This window comes from Streptomyces sp. Je 1-332, from assembly GCF_040730185.1.
Taxonomy (GTDB): Bacteria; Actinomycetota; Actinomycetes; order Streptomycetales; family Streptomycetaceae; genus Streptomyces.
This window is the reverse complement of record NZ_CP160402.1, coordinates 5,828,776-5,851,788: the sequence shown is the minus strand read 5'-3', so window position 1 is coordinate 5,851,788 and position 23,013 is coordinate 5,828,776. Positions and strand designations below refer to the sequence as shown.

Annotated in this window: 21 protein-coding genes and 5 tRNA genes; 10 read left to right on the top strand and 16 right to left on the bottom strand. The window is 69.3% G+C overall.

Annotation, left to right across the window (positions count from 1 at the left end):
- Window positions 1-3: 3 nt before the first annotated feature.
- The 3 genes from ABXJ52_RS26605 to ABXJ52_RS26595 are packed head-to-tail and all read right to left on the bottom strand — an operon-like array spanning window position 4 to window position 3,040.
- The gene (locus ABXJ52_RS26605) at window positions 4-1,179 is read right to left on the bottom strand and encodes a D-alanine--D-alanine ligase family protein (protein ID WP_367045182.1); all 1,176 of its coding nucleotides are present in this window, start codon (window positions 1,177-1,179) and stop codon (window positions 4-6) included.
- 47 nt (window positions 1,180-1,226) lie between these two features.
- Complete coding sequence (locus tag ABXJ52_RS26600; protein ID WP_367045181.1) at window positions 1,227-2,237, bottom strand: NAD(P)H-dependent glycerol-3-phosphate dehydrogenase; 1,011 nt, start codon at window positions 2,235-2,237, stop codon at window positions 1,227-1,229.
- Window positions 2,234-3,040 (bottom strand): lysophospholipid acyltransferase family protein, encoded by an 807-nt coding sequence (locus ABXJ52_RS26595; RefSeq protein WP_367045180.1) that lies wholly within the window; start codon window positions 3,038-3,040, stop codon window positions 2,234-2,236. Before ABXJ52_RS26595 ends, ABXJ52_RS26600 begins: the two co-directional genes overlap by 4 nt.
- A 159-nt stretch (window positions 3,041-3,199) precedes the next feature.
- Here ABXJ52_RS26595 and cofC point away from each other — a divergent pair, with 159 nt between their 5' ends.
- Both cofC and ABXJ52_RS26585 read left to right on the top strand, forming a co-directional pair.
- Window positions 3,200-3,835 (top strand): 2-phospho-L-lactate guanylyltransferase, encoded by a 636-nt coding sequence (gene cofC, locus ABXJ52_RS26590; protein WP_367045179.1) that lies wholly within the window; start codon window positions 3,200-3,202, stop codon window positions 3,833-3,835.
- A 13-nt stretch (window positions 3,836-3,848) separates the two neighbouring features.
- Entirely contained in the window at window positions 3,849-4,052 is a 204-nt protein-coding gene (locus tag ABXJ52_RS26585; RefSeq protein WP_190084725.1) for a hypothetical protein, read from the top strand.
- A 109-nt stretch (window positions 4,053-4,161) separates the two neighbouring features.
- Here ABXJ52_RS26585 and ABXJ52_RS26580 read toward each other — a convergent pair whose 3' ends face one another.
- The 4 genes from ABXJ52_RS26580 to leuC form a co-directional block, all read right to left on the bottom strand.
- On the bottom strand, window positions 4,162-4,842 hold the full coding sequence (locus tag ABXJ52_RS26580; protein WP_367045178.1) for an HU family DNA-binding protein: 681 nt from the start codon (window positions 4,840-4,842) through the stop codon (window positions 4,162-4,164).
- Between the two features lie 173 nt (window positions 4,843-5,015).
- Window positions 5,016-5,252: a hypothetical protein gene (locus ABXJ52_RS26575; protein WP_367045177.1), complete on the bottom strand. Its 237-nt coding sequence runs from the start codon at window positions 5,250-5,252 to the stop codon at window positions 5,016-5,018.
- A gap of 239 nt (window positions 5,253-5,491) precedes the next feature.
- Window positions 5,492-6,085, bottom strand: coding sequence for a 3-isopropylmalate dehydratase small subunit (gene leuD, locus ABXJ52_RS26570; RefSeq protein WP_367045176.1), 594 nt, complete (start codon window positions 6,083-6,085; stop codon window positions 5,492-5,494).
- Between the two features lie 5 nt (window positions 6,086-6,090).
- On the bottom strand, window positions 6,091-7,515 hold the full coding sequence (leuC, locus tag ABXJ52_RS26565) for a 3-isopropylmalate dehydratase large subunit (protein ID WP_367045175.1): 1,425 nt from the start codon (window positions 7,513-7,515) through the stop codon (window positions 6,091-6,093).
- A 181-nt stretch (window positions 7,516-7,696) separates the two neighbouring features.
- Between leuC and ndgR the strand changes: the two genes are divergently transcribed.
- On the top strand, window positions 7,697-8,413 hold the full coding sequence (gene ndgR, locus ABXJ52_RS26560) for an IclR family transcriptional regulator NdgR (RefSeq protein ID WP_053137572.1): 717 nt from the start codon (window positions 7,697-7,699) through the stop codon (window positions 8,411-8,413).
- A 95-nt stretch (window positions 8,414-8,508) separates the two neighbouring features.
- Here ndgR and ABXJ52_RS26555 read toward each other — a convergent pair whose 3' ends face one another.
- Entirely contained in the window at window positions 8,509-8,967 is a 459-nt protein-coding gene (locus ABXJ52_RS26555) for a DUF4188 domain-containing protein (RefSeq protein ID WP_367049293.1), read from the bottom strand.
- 130 nt (window positions 8,968-9,097) lie between these two features.
- Here ABXJ52_RS26555 and ABXJ52_RS26550 point away from each other — a divergent pair, with 130 nt between their 5' ends.
- Window positions 9,098-9,766 carry a MerR family transcriptional regulator gene (locus ABXJ52_RS26550; RefSeq protein ID WP_367045174.1) on the top strand — a complete coding sequence of 223 codons (669 nt, stop codon included), beginning with the start codon at window positions 9,098-9,100 and terminating at the stop codon, window positions 9,764-9,766.
- Between the two features lie 60 nt (window positions 9,767-9,826).
- Here the strand turns inward: ABXJ52_RS26550 and ABXJ52_RS26545 are convergent.
- The 8 genes from ABXJ52_RS26545 to ABXJ52_RS26510 form a co-directional block, all read right to left on the bottom strand.
- Window positions 9,827-9,899 (bottom strand) — tRNA-Glu (locus ABXJ52_RS26545).
- A gap of 38 nt (window positions 9,900-9,937) precedes the next feature.
- A tRNA-Gln gene (locus tag ABXJ52_RS26540) sits at window positions 9,938-10,009 on the bottom strand.
- A 28-nt stretch (window positions 10,010-10,037) separates the two neighbouring features.
- Window positions 10,038-10,110 (bottom strand) — tRNA-Glu (locus tag ABXJ52_RS26535).
- 62 nt (window positions 10,111-10,172) lie between these two features.
- Window positions 10,173-10,245, bottom strand: a tRNA-Glu gene (locus ABXJ52_RS26530).
- Between the two features lie 21 nt (window positions 10,246-10,266).
- Window positions 10,267-10,338, bottom strand: a tRNA-Gln gene (locus tag ABXJ52_RS26525).
- A 232-nt stretch (window positions 10,339-10,570) separates the two neighbouring features.
- Window positions 10,571-12,052 (bottom strand): glutamate--tRNA ligase, encoded by a 1,482-nt coding sequence (gene gltX, locus ABXJ52_RS26520; RefSeq protein ID WP_367045173.1) that lies wholly within the window; start codon window positions 12,050-12,052, stop codon window positions 10,571-10,573.
- Window positions 12,045-12,833 (bottom strand): fumarylacetoacetate hydrolase family protein, encoded by a 789-nt coding sequence (locus tag ABXJ52_RS26515; protein ID WP_367045172.1) that lies wholly within the window; start codon window positions 12,831-12,833, stop codon window positions 12,045-12,047. The genes gltX and ABXJ52_RS26515 overlap by 8 nt, the downstream gene beginning before the upstream one ends.
- An 86-nt stretch (window positions 12,834-12,919) precedes the next feature.
- Complete coding sequence (locus tag ABXJ52_RS26510) at window positions 12,920-13,120, bottom strand: hypothetical protein (protein ID WP_367049291.1); 201 nt, start codon at window positions 13,118-13,120, stop codon at window positions 12,920-12,922.
- 575 nt (window positions 13,121-13,695) lie between these two features.
- On the opposite strand from ABXJ52_RS26510, the gene ABXJ52_RS26505 reads away from it, so the two are divergent.
- The 6 genes from ABXJ52_RS26505 to ABXJ52_RS26480 all read left to right on the top strand — a co-directional run bounded on the left by ABXJ52_RS26505 (window position 13,696) and on the right by ABXJ52_RS26480 (window position 22,992).
- Complete coding sequence (locus tag ABXJ52_RS26505; protein WP_367045171.1) at window positions 13,696-17,499, top strand: nitrate- and nitrite sensing domain-containing protein; 3,804 nt, start codon at window positions 13,696-13,698, stop codon at window positions 17,497-17,499.
- Window positions 17,500-17,919: a roadblock/LC7 domain-containing protein gene (locus tag ABXJ52_RS26500; protein ID WP_098244998.1), complete on the top strand. Its 420-nt coding sequence runs from the start codon at window positions 17,500-17,502 to the stop codon at window positions 17,917-17,919.
- A gap of 120 nt (window positions 17,920-18,039) precedes the next feature.
- Entirely contained in the window at window positions 18,040-18,444 is a 405-nt protein-coding gene (locus ABXJ52_RS26495) for a DUF742 domain-containing protein (RefSeq protein WP_367045170.1), read from the top strand.
- Window positions 18,425-19,006, top strand: a complete 582-nt coding sequence (locus ABXJ52_RS26490) for an ATP/GTP-binding protein (protein WP_367045169.1) — start codon at window positions 18,425-18,427, stop codon at window positions 19,004-19,006. Before ABXJ52_RS26495 ends, ABXJ52_RS26490 begins: the two co-directional genes overlap by 20 nt.
- Window positions 19,007-19,346: 340 nt before the next feature.
- Entirely contained in the window at window positions 19,347-22,568 is a 3,222-nt protein-coding gene (locus ABXJ52_RS26485) for a nitrate- and nitrite sensing domain-containing protein (protein WP_367045168.1), read from the top strand.
- A 10-nt stretch (window positions 22,569-22,578) separates the two neighbouring features.
- A complete protein-coding gene (locus ABXJ52_RS26480) occupies window positions 22,579-22,992 on the top strand; it encodes a roadblock/LC7 domain-containing protein (protein ID WP_135330751.1) in 414 nt (137 codons plus the stop codon).
- Window positions 22,993-23,013: the final 21 nt, after the last annotated feature.

The following is a 23,013-nucleotide window of genomic DNA, read 5'->3' as shown; positions in this document are numbered from 1 at the left end:
GGGCTAGCGCAGCCCCGTGGAGCGGTTGAGGGCGGCCTGGACGAGGCGGTCCACCAGCTCGGGGTACGAGACGCCGCTCGCCTCCCACATCTGCGGGTACATCGAGATGGGCGTGAAGCCCGGCATCGTGTTGATCTCGTTGATCACGAACCCGTCCTCGGTGAGGAAGAAGTCCGCGCGCACCAGGCCCTCGCAGGACGTGGCCTCGAAGGCGTCGACCGCGAGCCGCTGGATCTCGGCGGTCTCGTCGGGCGTCAGCGGGGCGGGCACGATCCCGGGCGTCGAGTCGATGTACTTCGCCTCGAAGTCGTAGTAGTCGTGCGACTGCACCGGCGGGATCTCGGCGGGCACGCTCGCGCGCGGCCCGTCCTCGAACTCCAGGACCCCGCACTCGATCTCACGGCCGCGCAGGAGCGACTCGACGAGGATCTTGGGGTCGTGCCGGCGGGCCTCCTCGATCGCCTCGTCGAGGCCCTCGAAGGAGTCGACCTTCGTGATGCCCATCGACGAGCCCCCGCGCGCGGGCTTGATGAACAGCGGCCAGCCGTGGTCGCCGGCGAACTCCGCGATCTTCTTGCGGGCACCCTCCTGGTCGCGGTCCCACTCGCGCGGGCGGATCACGAGGTACGGGCCGACGGGAAGACCGAAGGAGGTGAAGACCCGCTTCATGTACTCCTTGTCCTGGCCGACGGCCGATGCGAGCACTCCGGCGCCCACGTAGGGCACTCCGGAGAGCTCCAGGAGTCCCTGGAGGGTGCCGTCCTCGCCGTAGGGACCGTGCAGCATCGGGAAGACGACGTCGACTTCGCCGAGGGCCTTGGGCACGGAGCCGGGCTCGCTGTAGACGACCTCGCGGTTGCCCGGGTCCAGGGGCATCACGACGCCGCCGTCCGCCGACTCGGCGAGCGCGTCGACGTTGGGCACCTGCCGGTCGGTGATCGCCATGCGCTCGGGATCGTCGGCGGTCAGGGCCCAGCGGCCGTCCGTCGTGATGCCGATGGGCAGGACGTCGTACTTGGTGCGGTCGATGGCACGCAGCACGGCGCCCGCCGTGACGACCGAGATGCCGTGCTCCGAGCTGCGGCCGCCGAACACGACGGCCACACGCGGCTTACGGAGCGGCTCAGAGCTCTGCTCGGGGCGCGGCTCGGGGCTCTGGGGGAGGTTCTCGCTGCTCATATCGGCTTGAGGGTACCCGGTGGCCATCGGAGAGTCAGCGGCGACAGTCAGCGGCGCTCGGGCTTGGCGCTGCGCGACATCAGCTCCTTGAGGGCGACCACCGGCGGCGTGCCCTCGTGCACGATGCCCACGACCGTCTCGGTGATGGGCATGTCGACGCCGTGCCTGCGGGCCAGATCCAGCACCGACTCACAGGACTTGACGCCCTCGGCGGTCTGCTTGGTGACCGCGATGGTCTCCTCGAGGGTCATGCCCTTGCCGAGGTTCGTGCCGAAGGTGTGGTTGCGCGAGAGCGGCGATGAGCAGGTGGCCACCAGGTCGCCCAGGCCCGCGAGTCCGGAGAACGTCAGCGGGTCGGCGCCCATCGCCATGCCCAGGCGGCTGGTCTCGGCGAGCCCGCGCGTGATGAGCGAGCCCTTCGTGTTGTCGCCGAGGCCCATGCCGTCCGCGATGCCGACGGCGAGTCCGATGACGTTCTTGACGGCGCCGCCGAGTTCGCAGCCGAGGACGTCCGTGTTCGTGTACGGGCGGAAGTAGGGCGTGTGGCAGGCGGTCTGGAGGCGTTGCGCGACCGATTCGTCGCGGCAGGCCACCACGGCGGCCGCGGGCTGCCTCGCGGCGATCTCGCGGGCGAGGTTGGGGCCCGTGACGACGGCGACGCGGTCGGCCGCGACCTTCGTGACGTCCTCGATGACCTCGCTCATCCGCATCGCGGAGCCCAGTTCGACGCCCTTCATGAGGGAGACGAGCACGGTGTCGGTGGCGAGCAGCGGCGCCCACTCGGCGAGGTTCGCGCGCAGCGTCTGCGAGGGCACCGCGAGCACGGTGAAGTCGGCGCCTGCCGCGGCCTCGGCCGGGTCGGTGGTCGCCCTGATGCTCTCCGGGAGTTCGACACCGGGGAGGTAGTCCGGGTTGCGGTGCGAGGAGTTGACGGCCTCGGCGAGTTCGGCGCGACGCGCCCACAGCGTGACGTCGCACCCGGCGTCGGCGAGCACCATGCCGAAGGCGGTACCCCAAGAGCCCGTTCCGAAGACGGCGGCCTTCACCGGGTTCGTCACTTGCTGTCCTCCGTGGTGGTCTCGGGGGTGGGCTCAGGGGTGGTGTCCTGGGGGACGCCGCGACCGCTCCGGTCCGCCGCCTTGCGCCGTTGCGCGAGCCGCGCCGTGCGCGGGTCGTACGGGGTCTGTGGGGCCTTCTCCTGCCGGATCTCCTCCAGGAGTTCGGTGACCGCGGCCATGATGGTCTCGGTCACCTCCCGCAGGATCTCGGGGGTGGGTTCCTTGTCGTAGAACCGCGAGAGGTCGACCGGCTTGCCCGCGAGCACCTGGAGCCTCTTGCGCGGGAAGAGGCTGAGCTTCTTGCTGTACGGGGGAAGCGCGAGGTTGGCGCCCCACTGCGCGACGGGGACCACCGGGCACTTGGTGCGCAGGGCGACCCGCGCGGCACCGGACTTGGCCGTCATCGGCCACATCTCGGGGTCCCTGGTGAGGGTTCCCTCGGGGTAGAACGCCACGCACTCACCGCGCTCGATCGCGTCGACCGCGGCACGGAAGGCGTCGAGCGCGTTCGTGGTCTCGCGGTAGACCGGGATCTGGCCGGTGCCCTTCATGACCTTGCCGACGAACCCGTCCTTGAAAAGGCCGTCCTTTGCCAGGAAACGGGGCACTCGTCCGGTGTTGTACTGAAAATGCGCGTACGACAGCGGGTCGATATACGAGTTGTGATTCACCGCGGTGATGAATCCACCGTCGGCCGGAATGTGTTCCATTCCTCGCCAGTCCCGCTTGAAGAAAACCACCAGGGGCGGTTTGGCGATGACTGCCGCCAGGCGGTACCAGAAGCCGATTCTGCGGCGGGACACTCGGACACCTTCCTCCATGAACCTGGTCGGCCGCACAAGTGTCGCCCCAGGCTGTCTGTCTGTCGAGAACACCGTACGCCCGCCCTCGCGGCCCGGCCCCGGTAGTGCCCCCGCCAGCAGGTCACAATGGGCGCGACGCGAAGGACGGAGCCGCCACCCGTGCAGTGGACCCTGGTGATACCCCTGAAACCGCTGGAGCGCGCCAAGAGCAGGCTCACCGCCACCACCGGCGACACCCTGCGCCCCGGCCTCGCCCTGGCCTTCGCACAGGACACCGTGGCCGCCGCGGGGGCCTGCCCTTCCGTACGGGATGTGGTGGTCGTCACGGACGACGGCCTCGCCGGGCGCGAGCTCGCGGCCCTGGGGGCCCGGATCGTGCGCGACGAGCCCGCGGGGGGCCTCAACGCGGCTCTCGCGCACGGAGCGGCGGCCGTGCGTGCCGGGCGGCCCGCGGCGGCCGTAGCGGCGCTGAATGCCGATCTCCCCGCGCTGCGCCCCCGGGAATTGGCCCGGGTACTCGACAGCGCGGCCCGATTTCCCCGCTCTTTCCTCGCGGATGCCGCCGGAATCGGTACGACTCTGCTCTGCGCGGACCGCGGCTCGGAATTGCGCCCGGCATTCGGCGCCGCGTCCCGTGCCCGGCACATGGACTCCGGGGCGCTGGAACTCCGGCTCGACGACGTCGATTCCGTACGCCAGGACGTGGACACCGGCGACGACCTGCGGGCCGCGCTCGCGCTGGGCGTCGGGCCGCGCACGGCGGCGGCCGCGGCGAGGCTGCTGATCGCCGACTGAGTACGCTTCCCCCATGCAGGCGACCGCGTACACGTACGACTCCGAGACCCGCAGCGGCAGCGTGCTGCTCGACGACGGCACTCCGGTGCCCTTCGATCCCCCGGCGTTCGACGCGGGCGGCCTGCGGCTCCTGCGGCCCGGCCAGCGGGTGCGGATCGAGGTCGAGGGAGAGGGCGAGCAGCGGCGCATCACGCTGGTGACGCTGCAGACGTTCTGATCCCGGGGCTTCACTCCGAGTCCCGTACGGGCCGCACAGGGCCCCCTACACGCCGCGGGCCGGGCTCCCAGTTGGGAGCCCGGCCCGGCGCGTGAGTGCCCTCGTGCCCTTACTTCTTGCGGGCGGTCGCCTTCTTGGCGGTGGTCTTGCGCGCCGTCGACTTCTTGGCGGGAGCGGTCTTCTTCGCGGTGGCCTTCTTGGTGGCCGGCGCGGTCTTCTTGGCGGTGGCCTTCTTGGCGGGGGTGGCCTTCTTGGCCGTCGCCTTCTTGGCCGTGGCCGCCTTCTTGGCCGTCGCCGACGTCTTCTTGGCGGTGGTCTTCTTGGCGGTCGCCTTCTTCGCCGTCGCCGTCGTCTTCTTGGCGGTGGCCTTCTTGGCGGTGGCGGCCTTCTTCGCCGTCGCCTTCTTGGCCGTGGCCTTCTTGGCCGCTGCCTTCTTCACGGTCGCCGAAGCACCGCCGCCCGAAAGGCTGCCCTTGGGCGCCTTCTTGACCGCGACGTCGTTCTTCGGGAGCTTCTTCGAGCCGCTCACCAGGTCCTTGAAGCCCTGTCCTGCGCGGAAACGCGGAACCGAGGTCTTCTTGACCCGAACGCGCTCCCCGGTCTGCGGGTTGCGGGCGTAACGGGCCGGGCGGTCGACCTTCTCGAACGAGCCGAATCCGGTGACCGAAACACGGTCTCCGCTGACCACGGCACGGACAACTGCGTCCAGAACCGCGTCCACGGCGTCGGCTGCCTGCTGGCGGCCGCCCACCTTGTCGGCAATCGCTTCTACGAGCTGCGCCTTGTTCACGTCTTCCCCTTCGGAGACCTCGCCCGAGCGTATTCGCCAGGCTTTTTCGCACGTTAGGCAGATATATACCGCAAATCAAACACGAAACGGGCTAATCACCCTTGTGCCGCAACGAACTCGGCTGTCCATGAGTTCCTCGAAGGTTCCCCGAAGGGCCGTTTGAGCCTTGTGGCTCAGGTGTCTTCGGGGAATCGGCCCTCGTCGGCTTCCTCGAGGTCCGCCATCAATCGCTCCAGACGCCTTGCCGCATCGGCGAGATCGTGTTTGGCCGCGGCCGTAATGACCAGCAGCTTCCGGGTCAGCGCCATCCGTACGCCCTCCGGGACTTGCAGTGCACGCACTCGTGAGTGCGCTTCCTTCAGTTGGTCCGCAACAAGCCCGTAGAGCTCGAGTTGGCTGTCACGTTCCATGCACCGATTGTGCCATCTGGGGCGAGTTGTCGCCTCCGCAGGGGGTAACTACCCACATCCGGCGCCCTCCTGAGGGTACCCGCTCCGGCCGAGTACAAGGGGATTTCAAGCCTCTTCTGCCGTCCGAATCAAGGGAGTTGAGACCACCCGTTCAGGCCATCGGGTACCCCGAAGGGCCCGGACACAGATGTACCCCCAACCGTCCACGATTGGGGGTACACCAGGGTGTTGCGGGGGTGTCAGACCTGCACGGTCCGCGGCTTGTACGAGCGTCGCCCCGCCTCGTACGCGGCGATGTCCGGCTCGTTCTGGAGCGTGATGCTGATGTCGTCCAGGCCGTTCAAGAGGCGCCAGCGGGCGTTCTCGTCGAGTTCGAAGTCGGCGGTGACGCCCTCGGCGCGGACTTGGCGATCCTGCAGGTCAACGGTGATCTCGGCCTGCGGGTCGCGCTCGGTCAGCTCCCAGAGCGCGTCCACGACCTGCTGGTCGAGAACGACGGTGAGCAGGCCGTTCTTCAGCGAGTTGCCGCGGAAGATGTCGGCGAAGCGCGAGGAGATGACCGTCTTGAAGCCGAAGTTCTGCAGCGCCCACACGGCGTGCTCGCGCGAGGAGCCCGTACCGAAGTCGGGGCCCGCGACCAGGACGGTGGCGCCCTGGCGTTCGGGCTTGTTCAGGACGAACTCGCCGTCCTTGCGCCAGGCCTCGAAGAGCCCGTCCTCGAATCCGTCCCTGGTGACCTTCTTCAGCCAGTGGGCGGGGATGATCTGGTCGGTGTCGACGTTGCTGCGGCGCAGCGGAACGGCCCGGCCGGTGTGCGTGGTGAATGCTTCCATGGCTCTCAGACTCCGGCTGTCGCAGGGGCGTCGGTCAGGTCCGCGGGTGACGACAGGTGGCCGGTGACCGCGGTGGCGGCGGCGACCTGGGGTGACACCAGGTGGGTGCGGCCGCCCTTGCCCTGCCTGCCCTCGAAGTTGCGGTTGGAGGTCGACGCGGAGCGCTCGCCGGGCGCCAGTTGGTCGGGGTTCATGCCCAGGCACATCGAGCAGCCAGCGTGCCGCCATTCGGCGCCTGCGGCGACGAAGACCTTGTCCAGGCCCTCCTCGATGGCCTGCAGCGCCACCCGGACCGAGCCGGGGACGATCAGCATCCGTACGCCGTCGGCGACTTTGCGTCCCTCGACGATGGAGGCCGCCGCACGCAGGTCCTCGATACGGCCGTTGGTGCACGAACCTACGAAGACGGTGTCGACCTTGATGTCGCGCAGCGCCTGCCCCGCGGTCAACCCCATGTATTCCAGGGCCTTTTCGGCGGCGTAGCGCTCCGAGGCGTCTTCGTACGAAGCAGGATCGGGGACCCGCGCCGAGAGCGGTGCGCCCTGGCCCGGGTTGGTGCCCCAGGTGACGAACGGCGCGAGCTCGGTGGCGTCGATGTAGACCTCGGCGTCGAAGACCGCGTCGTCGTCCGTCTTCAGGGTCTTCCAGTACGCGACCGCCGCGTCCCACTCCTCGCCCTTCGGGGCGTGGTCGCGGCCCTCGATGTAGTCGAAGGTGGTCTTGTCGGGGGCGATCATGCCCGCACGGGCGCCGGCCTCGATCGACATGTTGCAGATGGTCATGCGGGCTTCCATCGAGAGTTTCTCGATGGCCGAGCCGCGGTACTCCAGGACGTAGCCCTGGCCGCCGCCGGTGCCGATCTTGGTGATGATGGCGAGGATCAGGTCCTTGGCCGTGACGTCGTCGGGCAGTTCGCCGTCGACGGTGATGGCCATGGTCTTCGGCGGGGCCATCGGCAGCGTCTGCGTCGCCAGGACGTGCTCCACCTGGGAGGTCCCGATGCCGAACGCCAGCGCGCCGAAGGCGCCGTGCGTGGAGGTGTGGGAGTCACCGCAGACCACGGTGGTGCCGGGCTGGGTCAGGCCCAGCTGCGGGCCCACCACGTGGACGACGCCCTGCTCGACGTCGCCCAGCGAGTGCAGCCGTACGCCGAACTCCGCGCAGTTCTTGCGCAGCGTCTCCAACTGCGCACGCGAGACCGGGTCCGCGATGGGCTTGTCGATGTCGAGGGTCGGGGTGTTGTGATCCTCGGTCGCGATGGTGAGGTCGAGGCGCCGCACCGGGCGTCCGGCCTGCCGCAGGCCGTCGAAGGCCTGCGGGCTGGTCACCTCGTGCAGCAGGTGCAGATCGATGAAAAGGAGGTCGGGCTCGCCTTCGGCGCGCCGGACGACGTGGTCGTCCCAGACCTTCTCCGCGAGTGTCCTACCCATCGCTTTCCCTCCGACCGGCTTATGTGGGCCGGCCCAACTAGAGAATTGTTCGTCCACGCCCGTACCCCTCGTGCCGCGCGTGGACCGCTATCCGTTGGTCCGCGGATCGCACGTCCCAGGGTGACGTGTTCCATCGAAAATTGAACTTGCGTTTCACAGAGTGAGACGCGAGTATCGACGCATGGACAACTCTAGCGGCGTCGGCGTTCTCGACAAGGCGGCTCTCGTCTTGAGCGCCCTGGAGTCCGGCCCGGCCACCCTCGCGGGTCTGGTCGCGGCCACCGGACTCGCAAGACCCACGGCACATCGCCTCGCCGTGGCACTGGAACACCACCGGATGGTGGCGCGCGACATGCAGGGCCGTTTCATTCTCGGCCCGCGGCTCGCGGAACTCGCGGCGGCGGCCGGCGAGGACCGCCTGCTCGCCACGGCGGGCCCGGTCCTCACGCACCTGCGTGACGTCACCGGCGAGAGCGCGCAGCTCTATCGCCGGCAGGGCGACATGCGCATCTGCGTGGCGGCGGCCGAGCGCCTCTCGGGCCTGCGGGACACGGTCCCGGTGGGCTCGACGCTCACGATGAAGGCGGGCTCTTCCGCGCAGATCCTGATGGCCTGGGAGGAGCCGGAGCGCCTGCACCGCGGCCTCCAGGGCGCCCGCTTCACGGCGACGGCCCTCTCGGGCGTACGCCGCCGGGGCTGGGCCCAGTCGATCGGCGAGCGGGAGCCGGGCGTCGCGTCCGTCTCCGCCCCCGTGCGCGGCCCATCGAACCGCGTGGTCGCCGCCGTCTCGGTCTCCGGACCGATCGAGCGCCTGACCCGCCACCCGGGCCGGATGCACGCGCAGGCCATCATCGACGCCGCCGGGCGCCTGTCCGAGGCCCTGCGCCGCACGGGCTGACCGGTACCGCTCACAGACAGCACACAGAACGCCCGAGGGGCCGCCTCAACGCCGCGGCGGCCCCTCGGGCGTTTCCATTTCCCCTTCGGCCACCCTCAGGCCGCCTTGAGCCGGTCGGCCGCCCTGTCCCCGCGCCTGCCGACCGGGACCACACCGATGGCCTTGCCCAGGCCGAACTCCGGCATGTTCACGTACACCGCCTCGTGGGCGCCCGGTGGCACGACGTACGTCTCGTGCCAGAAGCCGACCTTGCCCCTGCCGTCCCGCATCCGCCGGTTGAAGGCGGCCCAGGCAGGCCGGTGTTCCTTGCCCTGGTCGGACGCGTAGGCGAGGAGCTTCTCCGGCGACTCCCAGTACTGGACGACGTACAGCACGCGTGGCCCACCGAGCAGCAGCTGGTAGCCGAGCATGCCGCTCCCCCGGTCCTGGGACAGCTCCTTGAGCATGCGTGGCATCGCGCGGAAGACGGGCCACCAGCTGCGCACGGCGCGGAAGTTGTTGATGCGCATCCCGATGTTGAAGACGGTGACGCCGCCCTGGGCGTCGGCGGTCATGCGCCCTTCGATCGGCTTGGTGCTCACGGTGGTTCCCCCTTCGGAGAGCGTTGGATAGTTTCGCTATCCATGATTGGATAGTGGCACTCCCCAAGGGGAAACGCAAGAGGAAATGAGGAGAAGCGAGCCGATGAGACTGGCGGAGCTCAGTACGCGCAGTGGCGTCTCGACGGCCACGATCAAGTACTACCTGCGCGAGGGCCTGCTCCCGCCGGGCCATCGCGTGACGGCGACACAGGCCGAGTACGACGAGGAGCACTTGCGGCGGCTGCGTCTCGTCCGGGCGCTCATCCAGGTGGGGCGGGTGCCGATCGCGTCCGCGCGGGAGGTGCTCACCGCCCTGGAGGACGACTCCCTGGACCACAACTCCCGCCTGGGCACGGCGGTTTGGGCACTCCCCCACGGCCCCGGGCCCGCCGAGGACGACACGCACACGGACGCGGCGCGGCGCACCGTCGACGCATTGCTCGAACGGCTCGACTGGGAGAACGCCCAGGCGTACGGGGCCCATTCGCCGGCGTACGGGATGCTGGTGACCGCGGTCGCCACGCTGGCCAGGCTCGGATATCCGTGTGCCGTCGACGACTTGGCGCCCTATGCGCGCGCGGGACGGCAACTGGCCGTCTCCGACCTGGACTTGATCGAGCGGTACGAGTCCTCGGAGGAACAGCTGCAGGCGGCTGTCGCGCTCACCGTGCTGTACGAGCCGGTACTGCTCGCGCTGCGCCGTATCGCGCAGGCGGAGGAGTCCAACGACCGCTTCGGGCAAGGGACTTCCGGGGAAGGGACTTCGGCGTAGGGACACCGGAGCAACGGCGAAGGGGCCCTCCCTGACGGGAAGGCCCCTTGTCCGTATCTGTACCCCCGACCGGATTCGAACCGGCGCTACCGCCTTGAGAGGGCGGCGTGCTAGGCCGCTACACAACGGGGGCTAGCTTGCTGCTGTACTGCCTTGTCCTGCTGTACTGCGCTGGGCTACCAGGACTCGAACCTAGAACAACGGAACCAGAAACCGTCGTGTTGCCAATTACACCATAGCCCACAGTGGTCTAGACCAGCCAGACCGTGCGTACCCCCGACCGGATTCGAACCGGCGCTACCGCCTTGAGAGGGCGGCGTGCTAGGCCGCTACACAACGGGGGCCCTAGCGATCCTGCATCGGTAGCAGTGGGTGCGACCCTGACTGCTTCCATGGGAAGGATCTGTACCCCCGACCGGATTCGAACCGGCGCTACCGCCTTGAGAGGGCGGCGTGCTAGGCCGCTACACAACGGGGGCGTTGCAGATAAGCTCTGCGAGCTGGCCTACCAGGACTCGAACCTAGACTAACGGAACCAGAAACCGTCGTGCTGCCAATTACACCATAGGCCATCGATACGCAACCCCTAGCAGGAGTTTTGCTTCGACTTACGCCTCCCTGTCCGGACCTTTCGGCCTTCTCGGGCGGCGCAGAAAGAACATTACCCGAAGGTGGACGGCGCTCCAAAACGGGTATCGGCACGGGGCCATGGCGGCAGCTCGGTGAGCCGCGCCGTGCGGTGCACACCCGAAGGACCCGGGAGCCGTGGTGGCTTCCGGGTCCTTCTGTCGGCGTACTCGCGGGCTACGCGGCCAGCTTCGCCAACGCCGCGTCGATGCGGGTCAGGGACTTCTCCTTGCCCAGGATCTCCAGGGACTCGAAGAGGGGCAGGCCGACCGTGCGGCCGGTTACCGCGACGCGGACCGGGGCCTGGGCCTTGCCGAGCTTCAGGCCGTGCTCCTCGCCGGCGGCCAGGACCGCGTTCTTGAGGGACTCCGGGTCCGTCCAGTCGGCGTCGGCCAGCTTGGCGCGGGCGGTCGTCAGGAGGGCGGCCGGGTCGCCCTTGCCCATGGCCTTCGTCCAGGACGCCTCGTCGTCGACGGGCTCGTCCAGGAAGAGGAAGTCCACGTTCTCCGTGATCTCGGAGAGGACCTTGATACGGGTCTGGGCGTGGGGGGCGATGGCCTCCCAGGCCGCCTGGTCGAAGCTCTCGGGGGCCCAGTTGGCGTGCGGGGCCTTCAGCCACGGCTCGCAGGCCGCCGCGAACGCCTTCACGTCCAGCATGCGGATGTGGTCGGCGTTGATCGCCTCGGCCTTCTTCAGGTCGAAGCGGGCCGGGTTGGCGTTCACGTCCGCGAGGTCGAACTTGGCGACCATGTCCTCGATCGAGAAGACGTCCTGGTCCGCGGAGAACGACCAGCCCAGGAGGGAGAGGTAGTTCAGGAGGCCCTCCGGGAGGAAACCGCGCTCCCTGTAGAGGTTGAGCGAGGCCTGGGGGTCGCGCTTGCTCAGCTTCTTGTTGCCCTCGCCCATCACGTACGGGAGGTGACCGAAGGCCGGGGTCTCCTTGGCGATGCCCAGGTCGGTCAGCGCCGCGTAGAGGGCAATCTGGCGCGGGGTCGAGGAGAGCAGGTCCTCGCCGCGCAGGACGTGGGTGATCTCCATCAGGGCGTCGTCGACCGGGTTCACCAGGGTGTAGAGCGGTGCTCCGTTGGCGCGGACGATGCCGTAGTCCGGGAGGTTCTCCGGCTGGACGGTGATCTCGCCGCGGACCAGGTCCGTGAAGGTGATCGCCTCGTCGGGCATGCGGAAGCGGACGATGGGCTTGCGGCCCTCCGTCTCGTACGCGGCACGCTGCTCGGTCGTCAGGTCGCGGCAGTGGCCGTCGTAGCCGGACGGCTTGCCGGCTGCGCGGGCGGCCTCGCGGCGCTCGTCCAGCTCCTCCGTGGAGCAGTAGCAGTAGTACGCGCGCCCCGCGTCCAGGAGCTTGGCGGCGACGTCCTGGTAGATGTCCATGCGCTGCGACTGGCGGTACGGCGCGTGCGGGCCGCCGACCTCGGGGCCCTCGTCCCAGTCGAAGCCCAGCCAGCGCATCGCTTCCAGGAGCTGCTCGTACGACTCCTCGGAGTCGCGGGCCGCGTCGGTGTCCTCGATGCGGAAGACCAGGGAGCCCTCGTTGTGCCGGGCGTAGGCCCAGTTGAAGAGAGCGGTGCGGACCAGGCCCACGTGAGGGTTGCCGGTCGGCGAGGGACAGAACCGTACGCGTACGGGGGTCGCGTTAACCACGCTTGATCACCTTGTTGGTGAGAGTGCCGATGCCTTCGATGGTGACGGCGACCTCGTCGCCGACGTTGAGCGGCCCGACGCCTGCCGGGGTGCCCGTGAGGATGACGTCGCCCGGGAGCAGCGTCATGGCCTCGGAGATGTGCACGATCAGGTCCTCGATGGAGCGGACCATCTCGGCCGTACGCCCCAGCTGACGCTGTTCGCCGTTGACCGTGCACTGGATGGTGAGGTCGGAGGGGTCGAGCTCGGTCTCCACCCAGGGGCCGAGCGGGCAGGAGCTGTCGAAGCCCTTGGCCCTGGCCCACTGCTTCTCACGCCTCTGCACGTCACGCGCGGTGACGTCGTTGGCGCAGGTGTAGCCGAGGATGACGTCACGGGCGCGCTCGCGCGGGACCTCGCGGCACATGCGGCCGATGACCACGGCGAGCTCGGCCTCGTAGTGCACCTCCTGAGAGAAGGAGGGGTACGCGATGGCGTCGCCGGGGCCGATCACCGAGGTGGACGGCTTGAAGAAGGCGACGGGGACGTCCGGGACGTCGTTGCCGAGCTCCGCCGCGTGGTCCGCGTAGTTGCGGCCGATGCCCACGACCTTGTTGGGGAGCACCGGAGGCAGCAGCCTGACCTTGCTGAGCGGGACCTTCGTGCCGGAGAGCTCGAAGTCCGCGAACGGGATGCCCTTGATGATGTCGAGGACGAGCCCGTCGGTCGTTCCGGGGGGACTTTCGCCCTCGACCGCGCCGAAGGCGACGTTGCCGTCGATGGAGAACCTGGCGATGCGCAAGAGCGGTGCCCTTTGTGCTGGAGGGAAGGTCTGACACTCCAGGCTAGCGTGGCCGTGTGCCGCCAGGCCTCCCGTGCACCCGCGGCTCAGGCAGCCGAGGGGCTGAAAGCCTCGGGGGCGTCCATCAGGACCGTGCGGCGGGGGTTGGCCGTCACAGTGGGGAGTTCCACGGCGTGCTCCGGCTGGTCGGCGGCCGGAGTGACCTCCTGCGCGTCCGTGAGGTGCGCGAGGGTGGTGCGGCGGGGGTTGGCTATGTTGCGGAACATCGCCGACTTCACAGTCTTCATCTGCTGTTCGGGCCTCGTCAGTTGGGGCGTCGTAGGAACGACGCGGGTTGTCGGATTCGCCATCCCTGTAAAGCGTCAGGCTAAACATCCAATTCCCGCCCAAAGCCCGGATGAGGCCTTGATCTTGATGTGAGTTTGCTCACGGATCAGCGGGCAAAAGGGTCAATTCAGGCCCGTGGAGGCCTTGTTGGAATCGGACATTGCGCCACTGAAGCCATCATTCCGCTCCCGATCATGAAGACTGGGACACCGCTCACCCGGAGCCATCCTGGGGCCAATGGCCCGTTTTGCCCCAGATCACTTTCTACGTCTCGTGACGCGCCACTCACGCCCAGTCACGGAGGTCGCGGCGCGACACACGGGCCTTGTTGGAGATCCTGCACTGTGCTGGAATTCCCGGGACCGCCGCGGGATCGAACCGGCGCGCAGGGGCGCAACGCAGCGCCGAGTGGCGGCGGGAAAGGGGAGCCAGCGCCGGTCACTCACGACCACCATGGGGCGTTCTGCGCCCCACGACGCCGACACCGTCTCGCCGTTTCAGCGGAGGGACGCCTGGTCCAGAGGTTGCGACGCTAGTGCAGGGACGTTTCAAGAGGGATGGCAGCAGCGCTGCGGCGGAGCCGGAGCGCGGCGGGACAGACCGCGGCGCCTCGGCCCAGCACGCCCAGAACCCGGGGCAGGCGCCGTCCGGCGACAGCGGCATCGGAGCTGTTCGCGGCGTCGGTGGCGGAAGTCTGCCCCCGGCCGACACGAAATCGGGCGGCTCGACGGGCACGGTGAAGTCGCCCACAGGACCGGGCTCGCGAATAGCCCTGCGCAACTGGCGCATCTCCACCCGACTGGTCTCGCTGCTCGCGCTCCCCGTGATCACCGCGACCTCGCTCGGCGCGCTCCGCATCAACGAGTCCATGGACGAGATCCAGCAGCTCAACAACATGAAGCTGCTGACCGACATGACCAAGCGCGCCACCGAGCTGGCCTCCGCGCTCCAGGAGGAGCGCGACCGCTCGGCAGGCCCCCTCGCGCACGGCGCGAGCTCCTCGGACTACGTGGTCAAGGGCGCGCGGCAGAAGACGGACCGCGCGTACAACCGCTTCCTCCAGGAGACGCAGGACCTCGACAACACCGACGAGGACAAGGGCCTCCTGGGCGTCCGCGCGAACACCGTCGAGATCACTCAGCAGCTCCAGAAGATCAGCGACGTACGCAAGAGTGCATACGACGACTCGAACTCGACGTCGCAGACGGTCGACGCCTACAGCCAGCTCGTCGAGCAGCTGCTGTCCCTCTCTTCGGACATGGCGCAGGCGACCAGTAACCCGGACATGATCCAGCGCACCCGTGCCCTGACGGCCTTCTCCTCCGCCAAGGAGTACGCCTCGGTGCAGCGCGCCGTGATCGCCGCCTCGCTCCCCGCGGGCGACAGCACGTTCGGCAAGATCTCCGAGACCGACCGGCGCTACGGCTTCTCCGCACTCGACAAGGAGAATTCCGAGCTGGACGCCTTCAAGGGCATCTACTCGGGCAACGCCGACGAGCTGACCAAGCCCATCAGCGGCGGCAACTCCTCCATCAAGGGCGCCGACTCCTACGCCAAGCGCGTGCTGAGTCAAGAGGGCGGAATCAAGCTTCAGGACAAGCGCTCGTACAAGGACTGGGTGGACGAGGACACCACCAAGATCGACGCGATGTCCAAGATCGAGCTCACGCTGCTCAACGAGATGGAGCAGAAGGCCCGCGAGCTGCGCAACGAGTCCGAGCAGGCCGCCATCCTCAACGGTGCGCTGATCCTGCTCGTCCTCGGTGTCTCGCTCGTCGGCGCCTTCGTCGTGGCCCGGTCCATGATCCGCTCGCTGCGGCGCCTCCAGGACACCGCGACCAAGGTCGCCCAGGACCGGCTGCCCGAGCTCGTCAAGCAGCTCTCCGAGGCCGACCCGCAGGATGTCGACACCTCCGTCGAGTCCGTCGGTGTGCACTCCCGGGACGAGATCGGCCAGGTGGCCGCGGCCTTCGACGACGTGCACCGCGAGGCCGTCCGCCTCGCCGCCGAGCAGGCGTTGCTGCGAGGCAACGTCAACGCGATGTTCACCAACCTCTCGCGCCGTTCGCAGGGCCTCATCCAGCGCCAGCTGTCTCTTATCTCCGAGCTGGAGTCGCGTGAGGCCGACCCCGACCAGCTCTCCTCGCTGTTCAAGCTCGACCACCTCGCGACCCGCATGCGCCGTAACGGCGAGAACCTCCTCGTTCTCGCCGGTGAAGAGCCCGGCCGTCGCTGGACCCGGCCCGTCCCGCTCGTCGACGTGCTGCGTGCCGCCGCGTCCGAGGTGGAGCAGTACGAGCGCATCGAGCTCTCCGCGGTCCCGACGACCGAGGTCGCCGGACGCGTGGTCAACGACCTCGTGCACCTGCTCGCCGAGCTCCTGGAGAACGCGACGTCGTTCTCATCGCCGCAGACCAAGGTCAAGGTCACCGGTCACGCGCTGCCCGACGGGCGTGTGCTGATCGAGATCCACGACACGGGCATCGGCCTGTCGCCCGAGGACCTCGCCGCGATCAACGAGCGGCTCGCGTCGCCGCCCACCGTGGACGTCTCGGTCTCGCGCCGCATGGGTCTGTTCGTGGTCGGCCGTCTTTCGCAGCGCCACGGCATCCGCATCCAGCTCCGTCCTTCGGACTCCGGCGGCACGACCGCGCTCGTCATGCTGCCCATCGATGTCGCCCAGGGCGGCAAGAAGGCGCCGAACAAGCCCGGTGCGCCCGTACCCGGCCAGGGCGGCGGCCCCGTCGCCGCGCAGGCCTCGGCGGGTGCCGCTGCCGCGCGTCGCGGAGTGGGCGCCGGGAACGGCTCCCCCGGAAACGGTGCGCCCGGCTCGGGTCCCGCGGGCTCCCAGGGCAGGCTCGGTGCCGGTCCGCCCCGTGGCCAGGTCACCGGTGCGGGGCCGCGTGCCGCGCTGCCCTCGCGTGACGCGGGGCCGGGGCCGCGCAACGGTTCGCCGTCCGCTCCCGCGGGCCCGCAGTCCGGTCAGCAGCCTCCTCGTCAGGGGCCGCCCGGACAGGGTGCCGGCGCCCCGGGCTCGTCCGGTGGCAGCCTCTTCGGGGGCGGCCAGGGCGGTGGCCGCGGTCAGGCTTCCGTGCCGCAGCCGCCCGTGCCCCAGCAGCGTACGAACCCGGTGAATCCGGCCGGGCAGCCCGGGAACCCCTCCGGTCCGGTGAACCCCTCCGCGAACGACGCCGGGGACCAGGGGCGTCGGCCGCAGCTGCCGCCGCGCGGTGGTCCGCGTGCCGAGCTTCCCGGGGGCAACCCGCAGCCGCGCGTGCCCAGTTGGAGCGACGAGAACGCGCAGCCGCAGATATCGCGTGAGCCGTTCGACACCCCGCGTGGGCACGAGGAGCCGGAGTCCACGGGACAGTTCCCGCACCCCTCGGCCGGTGCCCCCACACAGGGGCCCGGTTCGACCGCGGAATTCGCGCGGCCTGACTTCAACGGGCCGCCGCCCGGGGCGAGTTCGCCGCAGCAGGGTGGCCAGGACCAGCAGGGCACCGGCCAGTTCGTCCGCCCGGACGTCTTCGGCGGTGGCCAGGGCTCCTCCTCCGGTACGGGTCAGTTCCAGCGCCCCGGCACCAGCGCCCCCGGATACGACAACGGCGGGGCGCCTCGGCGGGGTCAGAACCCCGGCCAGAGCCCTGGCCAGAACCAGGGCCAGAACCAGGGCCAGCAGGGCATCCCCCCGGTCCCGCAGCAGCCCCAGCAGTCGCAGCAGCCCCAGCCCCAGCAGCCCGCGCAGCCGGAGGGTCTGCCGCCCGCCGGTCCCGGGGACGGCCGCACCCCGCTGTTCGACACGCTGGAGACCAACTGGTTCCAGCAGCAACAGCAACAGCAGCAGCAAGGGCACCAGCCGCCCCAGGGCAACGCCCCCGAGCAGCAGCAGCCGCAGCGCCCGCAGCCGTCGTCGCCCCTCCCGTCGAGGCCGCAGGCGCGGCAGCCGCAGAACCCGGCCGCGCCCCAGCGCCCGGCTCCGGCGCCCGGCGCACCCTCCGCCCCCTCCCCGGCGGCCAACGGAACCGGCGGCAACGTCACGAACGGCAGCGCCGCCTCCTGGCGCACGTCGCCGAACGACGAACTGGGCCGCCAGGCCGAGCGCGTCCGGCAGCCGTCCGCCGGCGGCGTCACCACGTCCGGCCTGCCGCGCCGCGTCCCGCGAGCCAACCTCGTCGCGGGCACCGCACAGCAGCAGCAGGACAGCACAGGTCCGCAGGTCTCGCGTGCGCCCGAAGAGGTACGCGGCCGGCTGACGAATCTCCGTCGGGGCATCCAGCAGGGTCGCCAGGCCGGTACCGGCCAGACCGGCAGCTTCCCCACTCACCAGCAGGAGCGTTAGTTGAGTCCGAGCCAGGCGGCACAGAATCTGAACTGGTTGATCACGAACTTCGTGGACAACACCCCCGGGGTGTCCCACACCGTCGTGGTCTCCGCCGACGGCCTGCTTCTGGCGATGTCCGAGGGCTTCCCCCGTGACCGCGCCGACCAGCTGGCCGCGGTCGCGTCGGGTCTGACCTCCCTCACCGCCGGGGCCTCGCGGATCTTCGAGGGCGGGGCCGTCACGCAGACCGTGGTGGAAATGGAGCGGGGGTTCCTTTTCCTCATGTCGGTCTCCGACGGTTCGTCCCTGGCCGTGCTCGCACACCCCGAGTGCGACATCGGCCTCGTCGGATACGAGATGGCGCTCCTCGTCGACCGCGCGGGCGCCGTCCTCACCCCGGACCTCCGCGCCGAACTGCAGGGCAGCCTGCTGCACTGATCTTCTCCATCGGCCGCCCCACCGACCGAACGTACTGACCACCGTCCGGCCAACCTGGTGCCCCCCACCGGCTCTATCAGACGGCACGCAGACCACCTGCTGTCCCGCCCGGAGGATCCAATGACCCCGCCCAACGCCTCTCACGACCCGTACGGCTCTCAGGCGTCGTACGGTATTGAAGGCGACCAGCCGCTGGTGCGTCCTTACGCGATGACCGGCGGCCGGACCAGGCCCCGCTACCAGCTCGCGATAGAGGCGCTGGTGAGCACGACGGCCGACCCGGCCCAGCTGATGGGGCTGCTCCCCGAGCACCAGCGCATCTGCCACCTCTGCCGTGAGGTCAAGTCGGTGGCCGAGGTGTCGGCTCTGCTCTCCATGCCGCTCGGCGTGGCCAGGATCCTCGTGGCCGACCTGGCGGAGGCCGGGCTCGTCGCCATTCACCAGCCCGGCGGCGACGAGAACGCCGGCGGTCAGCCAGACGTGACACTGCTCGAAAGGGTGCTCAGTGGACTTCGCAAGCTCTAGCAACGGCGGAGGCCGCTCCACCACCAGCGCGAAGATCGTGGTGGCGGGCGGCTTCGGCGTCGGCAAGACCACGTTCGTGGGCGCGGTCTCCGAGATCAACCCGCTGCGCACCGAGGCCGTCATGACGTCCGCGTCCGCGGGCATCGACGACCTCACCCACACCGGCGACAAGACCACCACCACGGTGGCCATGGACTTCGGCCGCATCACTCTGGACCAGGACCTGATCCTGTACCTCTTCGGTACGCCGGGTCAGGATCGCTTCTGGTTCATGTGGGACGACCTCGTGCGCGGTGCGATCGGTGCCGTCGTGCTCGTGGACACCCGCCGTCTCGCCGACTGTTTTCCGGCCGTCGACTACTTCGAGAACAGCGGCCTGCCCTTCGTCATCGCCCTCAACGGCTTCGACGGCCACCAGCCGTACACCCCCGATGAAGTGCGGGAAGCTCTCCAGATCGGGCCCAACACGCCGATCATCACGACCGACGCGCGACACCGTGCGGACGCAAAGAGTGGCCTGATCACGCTGGTCGAGCACGCACTTATGGCACGACTCAAGTAGACGAGGACGTACGGCAGTTGCCGTAGATTCCACAGAGCGGTCTGTGTCCTTTGACACGGATGACCGCTCTGTTCATAACGTTTCGACAGAGAATTCGCCGAGCGCCGCCACGCGTCGCGGTCGTCCGGTGTCGCTGTGCGCACAAGAGCCCCGCCTTTTGGCGGGGCTCGCTCTATTTGACCGTTTTATCTGAGGCTTACACCACTCGGAACCAGCGCTTCCCACTGTTTGGTAGAGGACCCTTTGACGTGCTGGAATGCGCTGAACTGCCCAGTAGCACGGGCCTTGGAGACGACAGCGGGACCGGTGTAGGTCCCGCCGCCGAGAGGTTGTTGGTCGAGTGAGGCGAAGCAAGACGAGCCCCGCACCGCCGCAGACGCGGGACACGCGGGGCAACTTCACCCCGCCGCCGCGCACAGCGGCGTCCCCCGCCGATGTGCAGGGCATGGAGCCGCCGGCGCCCACCGGCGGAAGAATGTCCCCGCGCAACTGGCGCGTACCGACCCGCCTGAACGCGATCCTCCTCATACCCGTGCTCGTCGGTCTCGTCATGGGCGGCTTCCAGGTCAAGGGCTCGATCGACACCTGGAGCGAGGCCCAGGACGCCGAGCACACGGCCCGCCTCGTGCAGGCCTCGCTGAACTACGGCAACCGCCTCATCGAAGAGCGCGACATCTCCGCGGCCCCGCTGCTGCGCGGCAAGAAGAACGACCCGGCCGTCGTCGCGGCCCGCAAGGCCACCGACAAGGCCGCTGACGAGTTCGACGCCGCCGCCGAGAACATGCCGCAGAAGGAAGGCCTCAAGCGCCGCCTCGACGGCTTCCACAAGGTGGAGCCGGGCCTCCAGTCCCTGCGCCAGGCCGCGTACACCTCCAAGCTCTCCGGCGCGCAGACCGAAGAGGGCTACGTCGCCATCCAGCACCCCCTGATGGAGTTCGCCAACGAGCTCGGTCTTGGCACCGGAAACATCACGAGCTACGGCCGCACGGTCTACGCCATCTCGCTGACGAAGGCCGCGCTCTCCCTCGAGCGCTCCATCGGCATGCACCTCCTCGTCAAGCCGGGACCGACCGCGAGCAGCTTCGGCAAGCAGAAGGTCGCGCTCTCCTCCTACGCCTACCTCGAGGGCATCGCCATCGAGGAGTACACGGGCGGTGGCACCCCCGAGGACGTCGCCAAGCTCGAGGCCGCCAAGAAGAAGCTGAAGGCCGACGGCGAGAAGCAGGCCAAGCAGGCCGCTGCCGCCGCCAAGGCCGAGGGCAGGACGTTCGTCCCGCCGCCCTCCCCGGAGGACATGGTCTCGGCCATCGCGACGCTGCCGAGCACGCAGCCCAGCGCCCGCGTCACGCTCGCCGGCAAGGGCGTCACCAAGGAAGCCTGGTGGGCCACCACGTCCGCCAAGTTCGACGCGTACCGGACCATCGAGTCCGATCTCGCCGACAAGGCAGTGACCGAGGCGTCGGACATCGCGTCCAACGCCCAGCGCAACGCGTACATCACCGGCGCGATCGTGGTCGTCGCGCTGCTCGCCGCCTTCATCCTGGCCGGGATGATGGCCCGCCAGATGTCCAAGGCGATGCGCCAGCTGCGGACCGCCGCCTTCGGCATCGCCGAGCAGCGTCTGCCGATGCTGGTCGACCAGCTCTCGCGCACCGATCCCGGACGCGTCGACACCCGCGTACAGCCCATCCCGATCTCCTCCACGGACGAGATCGGCGAGGTGGCCCGCGCCTTCGACCAGGTGCACCGCGAGGCAGTCCGCCTCGCCGCCGAGCAGGCCCTGCTCCGAGGCAACATCAACGCGATCTTCACCAACCTCTCGCGCCGCAACCAGTCCCTGATCGAGGGCCAGCTGACCCTCATCACCGACCTGGAGAACAACGAGGCCGACCCGGACCAGCTGGAGAGCCTCTTCCGCCTGGACCACCTGGCGACCCGTATGCGACGCAACGGCGAGAACCTCCTGGTCCTCTCCGGCGAGGAGCCGGGCCGCCGCTGGGACCAGCCGGTCCCGCTGGTCGACGTCCTGCGCGCCGCGTCCTCCGAGGTGGAGCAGTACGAGCGCATCGAGCTGTCCGGCGTCCCGGAGGCCGAGATCCACGGCCTGGCCGTGACCGACCTCGTGCACCTGCTCGCCGAGCTCCTGGAGAACGCCACCACGTTCTCCTCGCCGCAGACCAAGGTCCGCGTCACCGCGACCCGTCTTCCCGACGGCCGCGTCATGGTCGAGATCCACGACAAGGGCATCGGCCTCACCGCCGAGGACTTCGCGGACATCAACCACAAGCTGGCCAACCCGCCGACGGTGGACGCCGCGATCTCCCAGCGCATGGGCCTGTTCGTGGTCGGCCGGCTCTCCGACCGGCACGGCATCCGCGTCCAGCTGCGTCCCTCGGGCGAGCAGGCGGGCACGACCTCGCTCGTCATGCTCCCGGACGGGATCACGCACGGTGGCGGCGGCGAGCACCAGCTGCCCGAGTCCGAGTTCACGGTCTCCTCGATCATGCCGGAGCAGCAGGCTCCGGATCAGTCGGCCTTCAACCACCAGCCGATGCGTACGGCGGCCGAGCTCGGCTTCGACGACAGCCGCTACAACGGCGACGCCGACTCCCCCGACCTCGACCCGGTGGGCCGCTCGCTGATGCGTGAGGAGCGGCGTGCCGCCCTGGAGGCGCAGGCGCAGTCCGGTGACGGCCGACCGCTCTTCCGTGACGAGATCGACCCGCAGCAGGGCTTCGACCAGCAGCAGGGCGGTTACGACCCGGCGTACGACCAGCAGGCACCGGCGTACGACGACTACCACCAGGGTCAGGCCGCGCAGCCGGCGTATGACGACGCGTACTACCCGGCGCAGGACGGCTACCAGGACGCCCCCTATACGGAGGCCGGTCACGACGACCACGCCGCTCGTACGGGTGCCGTCTCCGAGCCGTTCGTCGCCTACCCCGACCGCTCTCACCAGGACGACTGGCCCACGCGCGGCGGCTTCGACGACAACGCGGGCGCGTATCGGGGCGAGTACTCTCCGGAACCGGAATCCGGTCCGGCGGCTCCCGCGAACGGCGCCGAGCGCGTAGGCTTCGAGCGTCCCGGGCCGGCTCCGTCCGCGGTCCACGACACCACCGCCGCGGGTCTTCCGCGCCGCGGCTCCAACGGTGCGGCGGGCAACGACAGCGCGTCGGCCCCGATGGGCGACGCGTTCGGGAACACCACCGGCGACGCCTTCGGGAACAATGGCAACAGCGAGAACAACTGGCGTTCGTCGCCCAACGACGACCGCTGGCAGCGCGCCGAGTCGCTGAAGGAGCCCAAGGCGGGTGGAGTCACCCCGTCCGGCCTCCCGAAGCGGGTCCCCAAGGCCAATCTGGTCGAGGGCACGGCGGAACAGACCCCACAGGGAGGCCCCCAGGTCTCCCGCGACCCCGAGGACGTTCGGGGTCGGCTGAGCAACCTGCGCCGCGGCGTCCAGCGGGGACGCAGCGCAGGCAGTGACACCACGAATGGCCAGGACACCGGTAATCACCACGGTGGACCTGACAGCACCTACAACCAGGAGCGTTAGTGTGAGCCCGATGAGCCAGGCGGCGCAGAACCTGAACTGGTTGATCACCAACTTCGTGGACAACACCCCTGGGGTGTCCCACACGGTGGTGGTCTCCGCCGACGGACTCCTTCTGGCGATGTCCGAAGGCTTCCCCCGCGACCGGGCCGACCAGCTCGCGGCCGTCGCATCCGGTCTGACCTCCCTCACCGCCGGGGCCTCCCGGATCTTCGAGGGTGGTTCCGTGACCCAGACCGTTGTGGAGATGGAGCGAGGATTTCTCTTCCTTATGTCCATCTCCGACGGATCCTCGCTGGCCGTCCTCGCCCACCCGGATGCGGACATCGGTCTCATTGGGTACGAGATGGCACTTCTTGTCGACCGTGCGGGCACCGTCCTCACGCCCGACCTGCGTGCGGAGCTGCAGGGGAGCCTTCTCAACTAGTAGACGTACGGTGCGTTTTCG

Bases quoted from the DNA above. Each gene is read 5' to 3' on its own strand.
- ABXJ52_RS26605 (WP_367045182.1), bottom strand. From the start codon at position 1,179: ATGAGCAGCGAGAACCTCCCCCAGAGCCCCGAGCCGCGCCCCGAGCAG.
- ABXJ52_RS26585 (WP_190084725.1), top strand. From the start codon at position 3,849: ATGCAGGCGACCGCGTACACGTACGACTCCGAGACCCGCAGCGGCAGC.
- ABXJ52_RS26575 (WP_367045177.1), bottom strand. From the start codon at position 5,252: ATGGAACGTGACAGCCAACTCGAGCTCTACGGGCTTGTTGCGGACCAA.
- leuD (WP_367045176.1), bottom strand. From the start codon at position 6,085: ATGGAAGCATTCACCACGCACACCGGCCGGGCCGTTCCGCTGCGCCGC.
- leuC (WP_367045175.1), bottom strand. From the start codon at position 7,515: ATGGGTAGGACACTCGCGGAGAAGGTCTGGGACGACCACGTCGTCCGG.
- ndgR (WP_053137572.1), top strand. From the start codon at position 7,697: ATGGACAACTCTAGCGGCGTCGGCGTTCTCGACAAGGCGGCTCTCGTC.
- ABXJ52_RS26555 (WP_367049293.1), bottom strand. From the start codon at position 8,967: ATGACCGCCGACGCCCAGGGCGGCGTCACCGTCTTCAACATCGGGATG.
- ABXJ52_RS26550 (WP_367045174.1), top strand. From the start codon at position 9,098: ATGAGACTGGCGGAGCTCAGTACGCGCAGTGGCGTCTCGACGGCCACG.
- ABXJ52_RS26510 (WP_367049291.1), bottom strand. From the start codon at position 13,120: ATGAAGACTGTGAAGTCGGCGATGTTCCGCAACATAGCCAACCCCCGC.
- ABXJ52_RS26495 (WP_367045170.1), top strand. From the start codon at position 18,040: ATGACCCCGCCCAACGCCTCTCACGACCCGTACGGCTCTCAGGCGTCG.
- ABXJ52_RS26480 (WP_135330751.1), top strand. From the start codon at position 22,579: ATGAGCCAGGCGGCGCAGAACCTGAACTGGTTGATCACCAACTTCGTG.